General features: G+C 61.9%; 16 protein-coding genes. 6 read left to right on the plus strand and 10 right to left on the minus strand.

Translation table 11 applies throughout. The annotated features are described in order from the left end of the window. Positions 1 to 34: 34 nt before the first annotated feature. Entirely contained in the window at positions 35 to 679 is a 645-nt protein-coding gene (crp, locus tag DM872_RS03420) for a cAMP-activated global transcriptional regulator CRP (RefSeq protein WP_028631060.1), read from the minus strand. Positions 680 to 905: 226 nt separating this feature from the next. Between crp and DM872_RS03425 the strand changes: the two genes are divergently transcribed. After that, entirely contained in the window at positions 906 to 1328 is a 423-nt protein-coding gene (locus DM872_RS03425; RefSeq protein WP_179058133.1) for an OsmC family protein, read from the plus strand. A 287-nt stretch (positions 1329 to 1615) separates the two neighbouring features. Continuing rightward, on the plus strand, positions 1616 to 2410 hold the full coding sequence (gene speD, locus DM872_RS03430; protein ID WP_179058134.1) for an adenosylmethionine decarboxylase: 795 nt from the start codon (positions 1616 to 1618) through the stop codon (positions 2408 to 2410). Between the two features lie 61 nt (positions 2411 to 2471). On the opposite strand, the gene coq7 is transcribed toward speD, so the two are convergent. After that, positions 2472 to 3119 carry a 2-polyprenyl-3-methyl-6-methoxy-1,4-benzoquinone monooxygenase gene (coq7, locus tag DM872_RS03435; protein ID WP_077522756.1) on the minus strand — a complete coding sequence of 216 codons (648 nt, stop codon included), beginning with the start codon at positions 3117 to 3119 and terminating at the stop codon, positions 2472 to 2474. Positions 3120 to 3204: 85 nt separating this feature from the next. Continuing rightward, the gene (locus DM872_RS03440; protein ID WP_179058135.1) at positions 3205 to 3543 is read right to left on the minus strand and encodes a histidine triad nucleotide-binding protein; all 339 of its coding nucleotides are present in this window, start codon (positions 3541 to 3543) and stop codon (positions 3205 to 3207) included. Positions 3544 to 3633: 90 nt separating this feature from the next. Between DM872_RS03440 and DM872_RS03445 the strand changes: the two genes are divergently transcribed. Then, positions 3634 to 5115: an AAA family ATPase gene (locus DM872_RS03445; RefSeq protein WP_179058136.1), complete on the plus strand. Its 1482-nt coding sequence runs from the start codon at positions 3634 to 3636 to the stop codon at positions 5113 to 5115. 6 nt (positions 5116 to 5121) lie between these two features. On the opposite strand, the gene DM872_RS03450 is transcribed toward DM872_RS03445, so the two are convergent. The 5 genes from DM872_RS03450 to hemJ all read right to left on the minus strand — a co-directional run bounded on the left by DM872_RS03450 (position 5122) and on the right by hemJ (position 9767). Continuing rightward, complete coding sequence (locus tag DM872_RS03450; protein ID WP_179058137.1) at positions 5122 to 5910, minus strand: SDR family NAD(P)-dependent oxidoreductase; 789 nt, start codon at positions 5908 to 5910, stop codon at positions 5122 to 5124. Positions 5911 to 5964: 54 nt separating this feature from the next. Beyond that, positions 5965 to 7008, minus strand: coding sequence for a DUF805 domain-containing protein (locus DM872_RS03455; RefSeq protein WP_179058138.1), 1044 nt, complete (start codon positions 7006 to 7008; stop codon positions 5965 to 5967). Positions 7009 to 7101: 93 nt separating this feature from the next. Continuing rightward, entirely contained in the window at positions 7102 to 8361 is a 1260-nt protein-coding gene (locus DM872_RS03460; RefSeq protein ID WP_179058139.1) for an alanine racemase, read from the minus strand. Further along, the gene (locus DM872_RS03465) at positions 8358 to 9320 is read right to left on the minus strand and encodes an NAD(P)H-dependent flavin oxidoreductase (protein WP_179058140.1); all 963 of its coding nucleotides are present in this window, start codon (positions 9318 to 9320) and stop codon (positions 8358 to 8360) included. Before DM872_RS03465 ends, DM872_RS03460 begins: the two co-directional genes overlap by 4 nt. A gap of 21 nt (positions 9321 to 9341) precedes the next feature. Beyond that, positions 9342 to 9767, minus strand: coding sequence for a protoporphyrinogen oxidase HemJ (gene hemJ, locus DM872_RS03470; protein WP_179058141.1), 426 nt, complete (start codon positions 9765 to 9767; stop codon positions 9342 to 9344). A 133-nt stretch (positions 9768 to 9900) separates the two neighbouring features. Between hemJ and argC the strand changes: the two genes are divergently transcribed. Together argC and erpA are read left to right on the plus strand one after the other, a co-directional pair. Continuing rightward, positions 9901 to 10935 (plus strand): N-acetyl-gamma-glutamyl-phosphate reductase, encoded by a 1035-nt coding sequence (argC, locus tag DM872_RS03475; protein WP_179058142.1) that lies wholly within the window; start codon positions 9901 to 9903, stop codon positions 10933 to 10935. Positions 10936 to 11086: 151 nt separating this feature from the next. Beyond that, positions 11087 to 11437, plus strand: coding sequence for an iron-sulfur cluster insertion protein ErpA (gene erpA, locus DM872_RS03480; protein WP_179058143.1), 351 nt, complete (start codon positions 11087 to 11089; stop codon positions 11435 to 11437). A 57-nt stretch (positions 11438 to 11494) separates the two neighbouring features. Here erpA and DM872_RS03485 read toward each other — a convergent pair whose 3' ends face one another. Further along, positions 11495 to 12586, minus strand: coding sequence for an anhydro-N-acetylmuramic acid kinase (locus DM872_RS03485; protein ID WP_179058144.1), 1092 nt, complete (start codon positions 12584 to 12586; stop codon positions 11495 to 11497). A 4-nt stretch (positions 12587 to 12590) separates the two neighbouring features. After that, positions 12591 to 14033: a peptidoglycan DD-metalloendopeptidase family protein gene (locus tag DM872_RS03490; protein WP_179058145.1), complete on the minus strand. Its 1443-nt coding sequence runs from the start codon at positions 14031 to 14033 to the stop codon at positions 12591 to 12593. Between the two features lie 180 nt (positions 14034 to 14213). Here DM872_RS03490 and tyrS point away from each other — a divergent pair, with 180 nt between their 5' ends. Continuing rightward, complete coding sequence (gene tyrS, locus DM872_RS03495; protein WP_179058146.1) at positions 14214 to 15413, plus strand: tyrosine--tRNA ligase; 1200 nt, start codon at positions 14214 to 14216, stop codon at positions 15411 to 15413. Positions 15414 to 15941 lie beyond the last annotated feature (528 nt).

Below are 15941 nucleotides of genomic sequence, written 5' to 3' on the forward strand. Positions count from 1 at the left end.
ACTTACTGCAGACACAGCCTTTTCTTTCGGGTTCTCAGCGGGTGCCGAAGACCACCATGGTCTTACCCTTTACGTGCACCAGACCTTGTTCTTCCAGGCTCTTGAGCACGCGGCCGACCATCTCGCGGGAGCAGCCGACGATCCGGCCAATTTCCTGACGCGTGATCTTGATCTGCATGCCGTCCGGATGGGTCATGGCATCGGGCTGCTTGCACAGGTCGAGCAAGGTGCGCGCAACGCGGCCGGTGACATCGAGGAAGGCCAGGTCACCCACCTTGCGCGTGGTGTTGCGCAGGCGGTCAGCCATCTGGCTGCCCAGTGCATAGAGGATTTCCGGGTCTTGCTGGGTGAGTTCGCGGAACTTGGCGTAGCTCAGTTCAGCCACTTCGCATTCTGTCTTGGCGCGGACCCAGGCGCTGCGCTCCTTCTCCGCCCCTTCTTTTTCGAACAGGCCCATCTCGCCGAAGAAGTCTCCGGCATTGAGGTAGGCGATGATCATCTCGCGACCGTCGTCGTCCTCGATCAGGATGGTGACGGAGCCCTTGATGATGAAGAAGAGGGTTTCACAACGGTCACCGGCATAGATGATGGTGCTCTTGGCCGTATAACGGCGGCGGTGACAATGCGCGAGTATTTTGTCCAGGCTCTTTATTTTTGGTGTAAGGGTAATTGCGACCATGCCCGAGTCCCGAAAAAGAGAAGGTAAGCCTTTGTCAAACAGGCAATTTTCTAATAGTTGTCCGGCCAAGTGTGCCAGTAATCCGGCGCCAGCTTAACAGAGGTCCCTCATTCGACAATGTGATTTTGCGACGCACCTATCACCTGCTCGGGAACTATTTGAGGCCCGGCGTGGAAAAGGCGCTGTGATAAGCTACCGCACCTTTTTCCGAGCGGAGTTCCAGGCGATGAAAGCACGCATCCAATGGGCGGGCGAAGCCCTGTTCCTTGGCGAATCCGGCAGCGGCCATGTGGTGGTGATGGACGGTCCGCCCGAGTCCGGTGGTCGCAACCTGGGCGTGCGTCCCATGGAAATGCTGCTTCTCGGCCTGGGCGGCTGCACCAACTTCGACGTGGTGAGCATCCTGAAGAAATCCCGCCAGCCTGTGGAAAGCTGTGAGGCCTTCCTCGATGCCGAGCGCGCGAGCGAAGACCCCAAGGTCTTCACCAAGATTCACGTGCATTTCGTGGTGAAGGGCCGCGGCCTCAAAGAAGCCCAGGTCAAGCGCGCCGTGGAACTGTCCGCCGAGAAATACTGCTCGGCCTCGATCATGCTCGGCCGTGCCGGCGTCGAGATCACCCATGACTACGAGATCGTCGAGCTGGGCTGAGCACCAGTTCCAGCGCGCGCGATCGTGAAAACGCCCTGAACCTTGGGCCGATGGCCGGTTGTCCGAAGACATCCGGCCATCATATTTGCGCGGCAAACTCTGGCAGACGGCGCCCGTCGTCTGCATAATTCGCCCCCTTCCAATTTCCGGGGCATCGGGCTCCGAACCTACGACCACAATCGCCAACGCGAAGAGGTGTAAACCGTCCTACGCAGAAGTGTCGTGCGCTTCTGACGGGCATGCTCAACCACGCGGCAGAGCCGCATATGCACAGAGAGCTCTCAACGGTGAAAAGCAAACTCAAGCTCCACGGGTTCAACAACCTGACAAAGACCTTGAGCTTCAACATCTATGACATCTGCTACGCGGAAACCCCCGAGGACCAGCAGGCCTACGTCCAGTACATCGACGAAGAGTACGACGCCGAACGCCTGACCCAGATCCTCACCGACGTAGTCGATATCATCGGTGCGAACATCCTCAACATCGCCCGCCAGGATTACGATCCCCAGGGTGCGAGCGTGACCATCCTCATCTCCGAGCAGCCGGTGACCCCCACCGACAGCCAGATCGAGGAATCTCCGGGCCCGCTGCCGGAGACCATTCTGGCTCACCTCGACAAGAGCCACATCACCGTTCATACCTACCCGGAAATCCATCCGGTGTCGGGTATCGCCACCTTCCGGGTGGACATCGATGTCTCCACTTGCGGCGTGATCTCCCCGCTGAAGGCGCTCAACTACCTGATCCACCAGTTCGACTCGGACATCGTCACCGTGGACTACCGCGTGCGCGGCTTCACCCGTGACGTGGAAGGCAAGAAGCACTTCATCGACCACGAGATCAACTCGATCCAGAACTACCTCTCCGACGACACCCAGGACGCCTACCAGATGACGGACGTCAACGTGTACCAGGAGAACATGTTCCACACGAAGATGCTGCTCAAGGACTTCGAACTGGAGAACTACCTGTTCGGTGACGCCACCCGCAACCTGACGCCTGCCCAGCGCAAGGAAGTCGAAGAGCGAGTGCGCCACGAAATGCTGGAAATCTTCTACGCGCGGAACATGCCTCACTGAGGCAGTTTCGCGGTGGAAACGAAAAGGGCGCCCGAGGGCGCCCTTTTTTCATGTGCGGGATTCAGACCCGGTAGGTGCTCTTGGTCATGACCTTCGACAGCAACGTCATGCCGAACTTCACCGGCGCCGGGAAGCGCAGGCCACCCGCTTCCAGGGCGCTATTGGCATGCTGTTCCTCATCGGTACGCATCTGCTCGAGGATAGCTCGCGACTTGGCGTCTTCGGCCGGCAGCTGTTCCAGGTGCTCGTCGAGGTGCTTGCAAACCTGGTCTTCAGTGGCTGCGACGAAGCCGAGGCTGATCCGGTCGCTGATCAGGCCGGCTACTGCGCCGACACCAAAGGACAGGCCATAGAAAATCGGGTTGAGGACGCTGGGGCGGCTGCCGAGTTCGCGAATGCGTTGTTCGCACCAGGCCAGATGATCGACTTCTTCTTCGGCCGCGTGCTCCATGGCCTCGCGCACTTCCGGCAACTTGGCGGTCAGTGCCTGGCCCTGATAGAGCGCCTGGGCGCAGACCTCGCCGGTGTGGTTGATCCGCATCAGCCCGGCAATATGGCGAGCGTCCTCGGGTTTGAGTTCGGCGTCGGCCTGGCCTTCGGCAGGGGAGGGGCGGAAAGGCTGGCCGGTGAACGGCAGCAGCGTACGCAGCGCGGCATCGGCCTGTAGCAACAGGCGGTCGGCGGGGGAATAGGAACGTTCGCTGGCCATGCGGCACCTCCGTGGAATATCGGCGGGCATTCTAGCGCAAGGGGATGACCGAGGCTTGACCGGTATCAGGCCCCGGCCGATGGGGTCAGCCCGGCGGCCAGTGCATCTGGCGCTGGCCGAGCACATGCATGTGGATGTGAAAGACGGTCTGGCCACCCTGTTCGTTGCAGTTCATCACCAGACGGAAGCCGTCTTCGCAGCCTTGCTCCTTGGCCAGGCGCTGGGCGGTGTAGGCGATATGTCCGACCAGGGCCTTGTCGTCCTCGGTGAGGTCGGTGAGGGTGGGGATGTGCTTCTTCGGGATTACCAGGAAGTGCACGGGGGCCTGCGGCGCAACGTCGTGGAAGGCGACGACCTGGTCATCCTCGTAGAGTGTGCGAGCGGGAATTTGTCCGGCGGCGATTTTGCAGAACAGACAGTCCACGGGATTTCTCCGGCCTGATATAAGAAGTCCCGAGTTTAGCGGTGAGCGATTGCCCCGGCCAGCGCTGGCCGACGTCCACAAGGAGCCTGTGTGAAGAACGATATCCACGACCTCGGCCTGGTGCTGGATTCACGCGTGAAGCTGATCCTGATCGAGTCATGGGACGAACGGCGGGTGCTGGAAACGCTCACCAGCCTGGCGGTCAAGCGGGGGCTGGGGCTTTTCACCTGGGCCATCAGCGAAGGACTGCAGCGTCTGGGTTTCGGTGGCGAGAGCCTGGGTGAAGCGGACAGTCGCGAACCGGAAACGGCGCTCAAGCTGATCAAGGCTGATCCGCAGCCGAACCTCTATGTCATGTGCGACCTGCACCCGTTCCTTGGCGAGAATCCCAAGGTGGTGCGCCTGCTCAAGGAGGTGGCCATGGCGGAGGGCAATCACAAGCCGACGCTGGTGCTGGTGTCCCATGCGCTGAAGCTGCCGCCGGAAGTCCAGCGCTATGCCGCCCGCTTCGATCTGGCGCTGCCCAACGAAGACGAGCTGTTGAGCATCGTCCGGGAAGAGGCCTCACGCTGGAGCGAGCGCAATCGTGGCGCTCGGGTCCGAACCGACAACCGTACTCTGCAACAGGTGGTGAAGAACCTGCGCGGCATGAGCCATGGCGAGGCGCGCGCGCTGGCACGCAACGTGATTTGCGACGACGGTGCGATCACCCAGGAGGACCTGCCGGACCTGAACAAGGCCAAGTTTCAGTTGCTGGATCTTGAAGGCGTTCTCAGCTTCGAATACGAGACCGCCCGGTTCGCCGAAGTAGGCGGGTTGGCTAATCTCAAACGCTGGCTGGCTGAACGTCAGGCTGCGGTCGTGGACGAGAAGGCGGTTGATCGGCCGAAGGGAGTTCTACTGGTCGGCGTGCAAGGCGGTGGCAAGAGCCTGGCGGCCAAGGCCGTGGCCGGACTCTGGGGCTTGCCGCTGCTGCGCCTGGACTTCGCCTGCCTGTACAACAAGTTTTTCGGTGAGACCGAACGCAACCTGCGCGAGGCCCTGAAGCTTGCCGAGCAGATGGCGCCTTGTGTGTTGTGGATGGACGAGGTGGAGAAGGGGCTGGCCAGCGGCGACCACGATGGCGGTGTGAGCCAGCGCGTGCTGGGGACCCTGCTGACCTGGATGGCGGAGCGCAAGGCGCCGGTGTTCATGGTCGCAACCGCCAACGCGATCGATCGCCTACCGCCGGAGTTGCTGCGCAAGGGCCGTTTCGACGAGCTGTTCTTCGTCGATCTGCCGCAGCCCGAGGTTCGTGCCGAAATTTTCCGCATCCACCTCGTTCGCCGCGAACTGGACCCGGCGCAGTTCGACCTGCATCAGCTGGTAGCCGCCAGCGATGGTTTTTCGGGCGCCGAGATCGAGCAGGCCGTCGTGGGAATGCTCTATGCGTCACAAGCCCAGCAATGCCCGGCTGACCAAGCCCTGCTGCTACGCGAGCTCAAGGGAACGGCACCGCTTTCGGTGCTGATGGCCGAGCAGTTGGCGAACCTGCGTGCGTGGGCGGATGGGCGTTGCGTGAAGGCGGATTGAGGCGGGTCAGGGCTGGGCGAAGCGGCGATTGATCCGGCCCACCAGGCGACGCACCAGCCAGCGTGGTGCCAGTCGCGGCAACTGCGCGGCCAGCCGGTTGCGCCAGCCGGGGATGATGATCGCGCGGTTCTTTTCCAGCGCGCGCACGGTGATCAGCGCCACTTCTTCCGGGGTCATCATCAGTTTGCTGCCTTCGAGGCTCCCGACTTCCATCTGAGCGCCGCGGAAGAAGGCTGTGCGGGTCGGACCTGGGCATAGCACGGAGACTTTCACACCGCCGGGTCGCAACTCCTCGCGCAAGCCTTCGGAAAAGTTCAGGACGTAAGCCTTGCTTGCGTAGTAACTGCTCATCCAGGGGCCGGGCTGGAAGCCCGCAACCGAGGCGACATTGAGGATCTGCCCGCCGCCCTGTCGCGCCATCAGGCCGCCGACGCCGTGGCAGAGTCGCGCGAGGGCAAGGATGTTCAGTTCGATCAGTTCCTGTTCGCGTCCCCAGTCCTGGTCGACGAACGCACCGGAGGAGCCGATGCCGGCATTGTTCACCAGCAGGTCGATTTCCCACTCGCCTTGTTCCAGGTCCATCAGCAGGCCGGATACGTGAAGGGGTTCGGCGAGGTCGCAATAGCGGAACAGCACTTCCACGCCGAAACGCTGTGTCAGTTCACAGGCGATGCTTTCGAGCGCTTCCCGATTCCGCGCGACCAGTAACAGGTGCCGGCCTCGTCGCGCCAGTGCCTCGGCCAGAGCCAGGCCAATACCGCTGGAGGCGCCGGTGATCAAGGCATAACGAGGCATCTGGGGTTCTCCATAACAGGACCGGGTTGGACATCGCCGGCCCCGGGAGGTTGCTTACTCTGTGGACTCGCCTTCGAGCGCGGGCGCATCGGCTGGCTGCTCGAAGCTAGCGGCATCGCCCATCTGGGCGCGCATCAGATAGTCCTGGTAGGCCGGTAACGAAATGGCGGCGACTATACCGATAACCGGCACCAAAATGATCAGCCATGCCAGCACTTTTACCGCACGACTGTTGGGTGGCGGCGGCGGGCCGTAGCGGTTGGGGCCATCAGTGCCGGGCATGAAGAGCATCAGCAGGGCGAACACGCTGCCAACGATGGGGACGAAGTTCAGCAGCCAGAGCCAGCCGGACCAGCCGATATCGTGGATGCGCTGCACACCGATGCACACGCTGACCACTACCAGGGCAAGGCAGGCTACCAGGGTCAGCAGTCCCGCCAGGGCGTCGGAGAGTGCGAAGCTGCCGAGGATCACCCCGCCGATCGGCAGGAATGCCAGCATCAGCGCCATGCTCCAGCCGAGGTAGCGTACCCGGCCGATCCGGCCTTTGGTGCCGAGGACTTTCAGTTCCCCGAATTCCGGCAACTGCTCACCGACCTGTGCCCGAGGGGGCGCATAAGGAGAGGCCGCTTCGTTGCTGGGAGCAGACGTTTTCACCACCGCAGGTTCTTCCACCAATTGCGCCTGACGGGCCAGGTACTTGTCGATGATGATTCCGCAGGCCTGGCACTCTGCTGCCTTGGCCTGCTCGTGTCCGCATTTCGGGCAACTCATGCTGTCAGTGCCAGAGCTGGCTTCTGCGGCGGCGACAGTGGTGGCCGGGTCTGGGTGGTCTTCCGTGGCCACCAGGCTCAGGCCGGCTGCAACGTCCTGCTCCTTGCGCACCTTCGCGCCGGCGCGCTGCAGTGCGGCGAGATACTTGTCGGCCTCGGCCTCCACCAGATCGCGCTTCAGGGCGACGCTACGGCCACCGAACAGGCTGTCGATCTTGCTGGTGTCGCTCTTGAACAGGCGGGCGAGGTTTTCCTTGACGGTCTCCAGTGCCACGCCGGGCATGGGCTCTCCGTCGAAGACGATTTTGAAGCGGGCTTCGGTCATGCGGGCGTCCTTGTCAGCGACAGAAAGAATGATGGCACAGCGTAATGGCGCTCTGGCCCACGGCACAAGCGGCCTGGCGCACAAAAACAGGCCTCAGGCCAGGCTCAGCGGGGTCCAGCGTCCGACCAGATTGCCGCGGCGCAGCAGGCGCAGGTCGGCGAACTCACCCAGGGTGCCTTCGGATTGCTCGGGGCGTAGGAAGACCCAGTCGTCCACCGCGAGTCCCGTGGCGCCGGAGCCGATCAGGCGTTCCTGGTTGGCGCTGCGGCCATAGAGGCTGTCGTAGGCGAGCCCGGCGGGGGAGACAGGTTTCGCCTGCCAGTTGCCGCCGTAAAGATAGTGGGCGTGCTGGCGATTGGGGTTCCAGCCCCGCAGCAGGCCCTGGAGGTTATCCAGATAGGGCAGGGCGCCATCGAGCACCTTGAGCACAGGGCTGGCTATCCACAGGGCCGCGTGGTGTTCCCGGAGCAACTCACTGTCGAAAGCGGCAGGTTTGAGCAGGGCGGAACCCACCGCTACCTCGTTCAACGGGCTGTCGTCACTGGCATGCAGCGGGTAGGTCTGACTGCCGCCGCCATTCAGCAGGGAATCCCGTGGCCAGAGCGGGGATGTCCGTGCTGCCTGGATGAATGCCCAATAGCGCGCGTTGCTCTCACTCAGCGCCTTGTCCGTGCCGACCCAGAATGGCGCGTGGGCGACCTGGGCGTCGTATCCCATCAGCCCGCGCAGTTTCAACGGCGACGCGGACGCCTCCATCTGCGCAAGGGCGCTCGCCAGCTCCTGGGGTGTGGCGAATCCGCCGCGTGCGAGGCCGATGTCGATCTCCAGGGCAACCTGCAGAGGCTGGCCAAGCGCGCGGCTCAGCTCGGCGTACTCCTGCAGGCGCTGGGTGCTATCCACCAGCCAGGTCACCTGATGGCTCGGATCGAATCCGCGGTAATGGGGTAACTGCTGGTAGAAGGCCAAGGCTGCGGCGGCGGGCAGGGGTTTGCCGAGCAGCAGGTCGGCCGCAGGGAAGAGTCGAGCCAATTGGTTCAGCTGCGGTTGATGGAAAACCATGAAGCGCGTGCAGTTCAGGCGGCGCGACAGGTAATCGAGCAATCCGCCGGACGCCAGTGACTTGGCCACCAGCCGCAGCGGGCGTGGGCCCAGCCTGGCGGCAAGCACGTCGGCGTTGGCGTCCAGGCGGTCAAGGTCGAGGACCATTTGCGGGATGCCGCCGCCGTCTTCGCGCAGTAGCTGGTTCAGATGTGCGAAGTAGGTATCGTGGGGGCGGCCATGATCGGACGGGCGCGCCACCCAGATGCCCAGCGCGCCGAGTGCACCAATTCCGAGCAGGGTGCGTCGCCTCATCGTGCCCAGCGTTGGCCCAATTGCCCGGACTTGTCGCGAGCGGCGCGGTATTCCTGGTCGAGGCGGGCGATGAGTTCGTCCACGGTTGGCAGGTCGCGAATGTTGCCGACGCCTTGGCCGGCTGACCAGACGGTCTTCCAGGCCTTGGCTTCATCACTGACCGGTTTCAGTTTCTCGCCGTAGTCGATGCTGCCCTTGTCGGCGAGGCGCTTCATGTCATAGCCGGCCGCTTCCAGGCTTTGGCGCATGAAGCTGGCGGGAACGCCGGAGACGGCCGGCGTATGGATGATGTCGGCGGCTCGGGCGTCGAGGATCATCTGCTTGTAGCGGGTTTCGGCGTCGCTCTGTTGGGTGGCGATAAAGCGGGTGCCGAGGTAGGCCAGGTCTGCGCCGAGCATCTGTGCTGCGAAGATTTCGTGACCGTGGTTGAGGCAGCCGGCGAGCAGCAGCGTTTTGTCGAAGAACTGGCGAATCTCGGCGATCAGCGCGAACGGGCTCCAGGTGCCGGCATGGCCGCCGGCACCCGCAGCGACCGCGATCAGGCCATCCACACCGGCTTCAGCGGCCTTTTCCGCGTGGCGCCGGGTGGTCACGTCGTGGAATACCAAGCCGCCGTAGCTATGCACGGCATCGACCACTTCCTTCACGGCGCCCAGGCTGGTGATGACGATCGGGACGCGCTTCTCCACGCAGATGGCCAGGTCCGCCTGCACCCGTGGGTTGCTGTGGTGGACGATGAGGTTCACCGCATAGGGGGCTGCATCCGCTGCGAGCGAGGCTTCGATCTCGTCGAGCCAGGCGCGGAAACCGCTGCTCTCGCGCTGGTTGAGCGCAGGAAAGCTGCCGACGATGCCATTGTTGCAGCAGGCCAGGACCAGCTTGGGGTTGGACACCAGGAACATCGGCGCAGCTACGATCGGCAAGCGCAGGCGTTGTTCGAGCAGGGCGGGCAGGGACATCTGGCATTCCTCTTGTCAGGGTCAGAAGGGCTTGACCACCACCAGGATGACAATGGCGATCAGGAACAGCACCGGGACTTCGTTGAACCAGCGATAGAACACGTGCCCACGGCGATTCTCTCCGCGCGCGAAGCGCTTGAGCAGCGAACCGCAGGCGTGGTGATAGCCAATCAGAAGGACGACCAGGGTGAGCTTGGCGTGCAGCCAGCCCTGGCTGAGCCAGCCCGGGTTGAGATAGAGCATCCAGATACCGAACACCAGGGTGGCGATCATCGAGGGGCCCATGATGCCGCGGTACAACTTGCGCTCCATGATCTTGAAGCGTTCGCGGCTGGGTTCGTCCTCGGCCTGGGCGTGGTAGACGAAGAGACGGGGCAGGTAGAACAGGCCAGCGAACCAGCAGACGATGGCAATGATGTGCAGGGCCTTGAGCCACAGATAGAGCATGGGACGGTTTCCATCAGGCAGATTGCCCGGATAGTAGTGGCTGGAGCGGCCGCACGTCACCTCGGCGGTTGGCCCCTGGCCGATGCGGCCTTATCATCGGCAGCTTTCCAATCGGTTCTTTGAGGGGCAAGTGATGGTCAAGGTCGGAATCGTCGGCGGCACGGGCTACACCGGTGTCGAACTGCTGCGTCTGCTGGCTCAGCATCCGCACGCGGAGGTCGCAGTAATCACCTCGCGATCCGAGGCTGGGGTGAAGGTCGCCGATATGTATCCGAACCTGCGCGGCCATTACGACAACCTCGCGTTCAGCGTGCCTGATGTGGCTACGTTGGGCGGCTGCGACGTGGTCTTCTTCGCGACGCCGCACGGCGTTGCTCATGCCCTGGCGGGTGAACTGCTGGACGCCGGCACTCGCGTGATCGACCTTTCCGCCGACTTCCGCCTGCAGGACGCTGAAGAGTGGGCCAAATGGTACGGCCAGCCTCACGGCGCGCCCGCGCTGCTGTCGGAAGCCGTTTACGGCCTGCCGGAAGTGAATCGCGAAGCCATCAAGGGCGCGCGCCTGATCGCTGTCCCGGGTTGCTACCCGACTGCTACCCAGCTCGGGTTCATTCCACTGCTGGAGGCCGGTCTGGCCGACACCACGCAACTGATCGCTGACTGCAAATCCGGCGTCAGCGGCGCGGGTCGTGGCGCCAAGGTGGGCTCGCTGTTCTGCGAAGCCGGCGAGAGCATGATGGCGTACTCCGTGAAGGGACACCGTCATCTGCCGGAAATCAGCCAGGGCCTGCGTCGCGCTGCCGGTGGCGCGGTCGGCCTGACCTTCGTCCCGCACCTGACGCCGATGATCCGTGGCATTCACGCGACCCTCTACGCGAATGTCGCGGACAAGACCGTCGACCTGCAGGCCCTGTTCGAGAAGCGCTACGCCAACGAACCTTTCGTCGATGTGATGCCGGCAGGCAGCCACCCGGAAACCCGCAGCGTCCGTGGCGCCAACGTTTGCCGTATTGCGGTCCACCGTCCCCAGGGCGGCGACCTGGTGGTGGTGCTGTCGGTCATCGACAACCTCGTCAAGGGCGCGTCCGGCCAGGCTGTGCAGAACCTCAACATCATGTTCGGCCTCGAGGAGCGCCTGGGCCTGTCCCACGCCGCTCTGCTGCCCTGATGGCCTGCGGCGCCGGTAGCTGTATCACCGGCGCCGCACTCTGATCCCTATCGTGGGTCAAATCGCTTAATAGTTGACCAGTTTTCTAGGGTAAGCGGATAATGCCTCGCCTTAGCGCAGTATGGCGGCGTCAAGCCGGGAGAGTTGCAGCATGAGCGTCGAAACCTTCACCCCTTCAGCCCTGATGTTTACCGATAGCGCGGCCAGCAAGGTGAAGAACCTGGTCGATGAAGAGGGCAACCCGCGCCTGAAACTCCGTGTGTTCGTCACCGGTGGCGGCTGCTCGGGCTTCCAGTACGGTTTCACTTTCGATGAAGACGTGTCTGACGATGACACCATTGTCGAGCGCGACGGCGTGAGCCTCGTGGTGGACCCGATGAGCTTCCAGTATTTGGCGGGTGCCGAAGTGGATTACCAGGAAGGCCTCGAGGGTTCGCGCTTCGTGATCAAGAACCCAAATGCCACCACCACCTGCGGCTGCGGTTCGTCTTTCTCGATCTGAATCTCGCCCGAATTCAACAAACGCCGTGCCCTTGGGCACGGCGTTTTCGCTTGCGGGTCAGGCGGGGTAGATCGCGCCGAGGATACGCAGCCCCCTGGCGCCCGTGACGCTGGGGCGATTGGTGGGAATCCCTTCGAGGCAGCAGTGTGCGAGCCAGGCAAAGGCCATGGCTTCGACCCAGTCCGGGTCCACGCCGAAATCTGCGGTGCTTCGGACCTGGGTACCGGGTAGCAGGGCCGCGAGGCGCAGCATCAACTGGCCGTTGTGAGCCCCGCCCCCACAGACCAGGAGGTCGTCGGTCTTCGGCTGCGCAGCGCGGAGGGCATCGGTGATGCTCCGGGCGGTGAGCTCGAGCAGAGTGGCCTGCACATCCTCAGGTTTGAATTTCGGAAGGCGAGCCAGGTGGGACTGGAGCCAGCCGAGATTGAACAACTCGCGTCCGGTGCTCTTGGGGCCACGCGTGGTGAAGAAGGCATCACCCGAGAGGGTGTCCAGCAAGCGTTGTTGCAGGGTACCGCTTGCCGCCCAGTCGCCATTGCGGTCGTAGCTGTCGCCGCGCTGGAGGTGAATCCAGGCGTCCAGCAAGACGTTCCCCGGACCACAATCGAATCCATGAACCGGTTTGCCGGGCTCGATGAGGCTCAGGTTGCTGAAACCACCCACGTTGAGCACAGCACGCTGGCTGTTGGCGTCTCCGAAAAGCGATTCGTGGAATGCCGGCACAAGCGGCGCACCCTGGCCGCCAGCGGCGACATCGCGCCGGCGGAAGTCGCCGACCACGGTGATGCCGGTCAGCTCAGCGAGCAGGGCTGGATTACCGATCTGGATCGTGAAGCCGCGTGCGGGCTCGTGGCGCACTGTCTGGCCGTGGCTGCCAATGGCGCGAATGTCCTTGGCGCCAAGGTTGTTGCGAACCAGCAGGGCGTTGATGCCGGTAGCGGCCAATTCGACCCAGCCGTTTTCCGCCAGTGCAGCACGGGCCAGTTCGTCCGGGCCGGAGGCACAGAGTGCCAGCAGCTCGCTGCGTAGCGAGCTGGGCATGGGGATGTAATGGGTATCGAGGAGGGTGATGCGATCGGTCTGTTCGACCAGGGCGATGTCCAGGCCATCAAGGCTGGTCCCGGACATCACCCCCAGGTAGCGCGGCATCGGATCAGCGCTTGTTCAAGGCCAGCATGCTGGCCTTTTCCTGATCCATCCGCGCCATCAGCGGTTGGGTCATTTGCAGGAAGCGCTTCTTCTCGCTGGCCATCAGCGGATCGGCCATGGGCAGCTTCACGCCCAGCGGATCGACGTGCACGCCGTTCACCTGGAACTCGTAGTGCAGGTGCGGGCCGGTGGAGAGACCGGTAGTACCCACGTAGCCAATGATCTGGCCCTGCTTCACGCTGCCACCGGTACGAATACCCTTGGCAAAACCTTGCATGTGGCCGTACAGCGTCTTGTATTTGCTGCCGTGTTGGATAATTACGGCGTTGCCGTAGCCACCGCGTCGGCCTGCCAGGACGATTTTGCCGTCACCGGTGGCCTTGATCGGAGTGCCACGAGGTGCTGCGTAGTCCACGCCTTTGTGAGCGCGGATCTTGTTCAGGACCGGATGGCGGCGGCCATTGGAGAAGCGCGAGCTGATCCGTGCGAAGTCCACCGGGGTGCGGATGAAGGCCTTGCGCATGGCAGTGCCGTCACCGCGCAGATAGCTGGCGGTGCCTTGCTTGTCGACGTAGCGGACAGCGGAGAAGGTCTTGCCGCGGTTGGTAAAGCGAGCCGCGAGGATTTCCCCGCTACCGACTTTCTTGCCCTCGACCACTTTCTCTTCGTAGATCATTTCGAATTCGTCGCCTTCGCGGATGTCGAGGGCGAAGTCGATGTCGTAGCCGAAGATGTTGGCCAGATCCATGGTCAGGTCATGGGACAGACCGGCGCGCTTGGCGGACAGGAACAGGGAGCTGTCGATTACGCCGCGAGCATAAGCCGAGCGGAGCTCCGGCTTGATCAGGTCACGCTTGAAGGCATAACCCTTGGAAGTCTTTTCGAGGTGAACGCTTTCGAGACCGCTCAGCTTGGTGCTGATCTTCTCGAGCTCACCTTTGGGGTTCAGCTTGAACTCGAAGCTCTGGCCAACCTTCAGGCGGCTCAGCTGCTTGGCGTCCTTGCTGCTGTTCAGGACGTCGTGCAAAACGTTGGCGGACAGGCCGACCTTGGCAAACACCGTGGACAAAGTGTCGCCATTGCCCACGGTCGCAGTCTTGAGACTGGGATCGATAGGCGTCTGTACGGTAGCGGGAGCGGTAGCTACTTCTTTCTTCTTATCCGCGTCTTTCTCGGCGCTGTTCTGGTTCTCGGCTGGGTTCTCGATCTTGGCAAATGGCGAGAGACTCTCATCCCCGGCAGCGGAACCTTGTCGGAGGTCGTCCTTCTCCTGGGTCACCATCTCCGAGCCGTTCTCCAGCTCCAGGTTGATGTAGGTCTTCTTCGCCTCGACCTCGCGAGACGGGAACACCAGCAGGGCCAGGCTGAGCAGCGCAGCCACACCGCTTGCAGCCAGCAAGTGGCTCTTCGGGTATGGCGGCGGCGCTTTAGGTACTGAATGCGTCATGGCGTGTGGTGTTTTTGGAATATGAACTAACTGCCTAAAATATAATCAAAATCCGCCCTAGGCAACCTTGGATTGGTGCCTTCCGCTGACTGGCATGGGGCTGGGCGCAAAACTTGTAATTAGTTCGCGATCTTGTATGGTTGGTTCCCCTTTGTCTATCCATGGTCTACGAGTCCTGTCATGAAGTCGGTTGAAGAGCAGCTGGCGCTGATCAAGCGCGGTGCGGAAGAGGTCCTGGTCGAATCCGAGCTGGTCGAAAAGCTCAAGCGTGGCCAGCCGCTGCGTATCAAGGCGGGCTTCGATCCGACTGCTCCTGATCTTCACCTGGGGCACACCGTCCTTATTAATAAGCTGCGCCAGTTCCAGGAGCTGGGGCATCAGGTGATCTTCCTGATCGGTGACTTCACCGGGATGATCGGCGACCCCAGTGGCAAGAGTGCTACCCGCCCTCCGCTGACTCGCGAGCAGGTCCTGGATAACGCCGAGACCTACAAGGCCCAGGTGTTCAAGATCCTCGATCCGGCCAAGACCGAGGTGGCCTTCAACTCCACCTGGATGGACCAACTGAGTCCCGCTGACTTCATTCGCCTCGCGTCGCAGTACACGGTTGCGCGCATGCTCGAGCGTGATGACTTCAACAAGCGCTACAGCACCAATCAGCCCATCGCGATCCACGAGTTCCTCTATCCGCTCGTTCAGGGTTACGACTCTGTGGCGTTGCGTGCGGACGTGGAGCTTGGCGGTACCGACCAGAAATTCAACCTGCTGATGGGTCGCGAACTGCAGCGCGCCTATGGGCAGGAGTCTCAGTGCATCCTGACCATGCCGTTGCTGGAAGGTCTGGATGGCGTGAAGAAGATGTCCAAGTCCCTGGGCAACTACGTAGGTATCCAGGAAGCGCCGGGCGTCATGTACAACAAGCTGGTGTCCATTCCGGATCAGCTGATGTGGCGCTACTTCGAGCTGCTGAGCTTCCGCTCCATGGAAGAGATCGAGCAGTTCAAGCGCGATGTAGAAGCGGGCGCCAATCCACGCGACATCAAGATCAAGCTGGCTGAAGAGATCGTGGCTCGCTTCCATGGCGAAGAGGCCGCAGCCTCGGCTCATCGTTCGGCGGGCAACCGTATGAAGGAAGGCGAGCTGCCGCTCGACCTGCCTGAGGTTCAGTTGTCCGCTGCCGAAGATATGCCCATCGCGTCCGTCCTTAATAAGGCAGGCCTGGTAAAGAACGCTGCGGTAGCTCGTGATCTGCTGGGTGCTGGTGGTGTTCGTGTAGATGGCGAGGTCGTAGATCGCGGCTTCGTCTTCAAGCTGGGTGCGACTCACGTGCTGCAGGCCGGCAAGAAGTCCTTTGCGCGTGTATCTCTGGCTGCAGAGTAAAAAGACTTCAGAAAGTTGTTGACGGCAGATTTTGCATCCCTATAATGCGCCCCACTTCCGGCGCAGTCGCCAAGCAAAACTCCTTGTAGGTCAATGAGTTAAGTGCTTGGAGAAAGTTCTGGAAGGGTTCGCTTCGAGAAGTTCGCCGCTGGCGAATGAGGCTGAATCGGAGGTGTTGACAGCGAGTTTGAACGCTGTAGAATGCGCTCCCGCTGACGAGAAGAGTGAATCGGATCGGAAGCGCAAGCGGTTGAGTAGAAAAGAGATTTTCGAAAAACAGCTTGACAGTAAGAAAGGCTGCTGTAGAATGCGCGGCCTCGGTTGAGACGAAAGACTTGATCGAAACGCTCTTTAACAACTGAATCAAGCAATTCGTGTGGGTGCTTGTGAGGTAAGACTGGTAGTCAACTGATTATCAGCATCACAAGTAACACTCGTGAATTCGAGAGTTTATTTGCGATTGCTGAGCCAAGTTTAGGGTTTTCTCAAAACCCAAGCAGTATTGAACTGAAGAGTTTGATCATGGCT

It is taken from the genome of Pseudomonas taiwanensis (genome assembly GCF_013393345.1).
Lineage (GTDB): Bacteria > Pseudomonadota > Gammaproteobacteria > Pseudomonadales > Pseudomonadaceae > Metapseudomonas > Metapseudomonas resinovorans_C.

Coding starts and splice junctions, on each gene's coding strand:
- hemJ (WP_179058141.1), bottom strand. CDS start 9,767: ATGCTCTATCTGTGGCTCAAGGCCCTGCACATCATTGCCATCGTCTGC.
- DM872_RS03460 (WP_179058139.1), bottom strand. CDS start 8,361: ATGAGGCGACGCACCCTGCTCGGAATTGGTGCACTCGGCGCGCTGGGC.
- DM872_RS03490 (WP_179058145.1), bottom strand. CDS start 14,033: ATGACGCATTCAGTACCTAAAGCGCCGCCGCCATACCCGAAGAGCCAC.
- argC (WP_179058142.1), top strand. CDS start 9,901: ATGGTCAAGGTCGGAATCGTCGGCGGCACGGGCTACACCGGTGTCGAA.
- erpA (WP_179058143.1), top strand. CDS start 11,087: ATGAGCGTCGAAACCTTCACCCCTTCAGCCCTGATGTTTACCGATAGC.
- tyrS (WP_179058146.1), top strand. CDS start 14,214: ATGAAGTCGGTTGAAGAGCAGCTGGCGCTGATCAAGCGCGGTGCGGAA.
- crp (WP_028631060.1), bottom strand. CDS start 679: ATGGTCGCAATTACCCTTACACCAAAAATAAAGAGCCTGGACAAAATA.
- DM872_RS03450 (WP_179058137.1), bottom strand. CDS start 5,910: ATGCCTCGTTATGCCTTGATCACCGGCGCCTCCAGCGGTATTGGCCTG.
- DM872_RS03425 (WP_179058133.1), top strand. CDS start 906: ATGAAAGCACGCATCCAATGGGCGGGCGAAGCCCTGTTCCTTGGCGAA.
- coq7 (WP_077522756.1), bottom strand. CDS start 3,119: ATGGCCAGCGAACGTTCCTATTCCCCCGCCGACCGCCTGTTGCTACAG.
- DM872_RS03455 (WP_179058138.1), bottom strand. CDS start 7,008: ATGACCGAAGCCCGCTTCAAAATCGTCTTCGACGGAGAGCCCATGCCC.
- DM872_RS03485 (WP_179058144.1), bottom strand. CDS start 12,586: ATGCCGCGCTACCTGGGGGTGATGTCCGGGACCAGCCTTGATGGCCTG.
- DM872_RS03465 (WP_179058140.1), bottom strand. CDS start 9,320: ATGTCCCTGCCCGCCCTGCTCGAACAACGCCTGCGCTTGCCGATCGTA.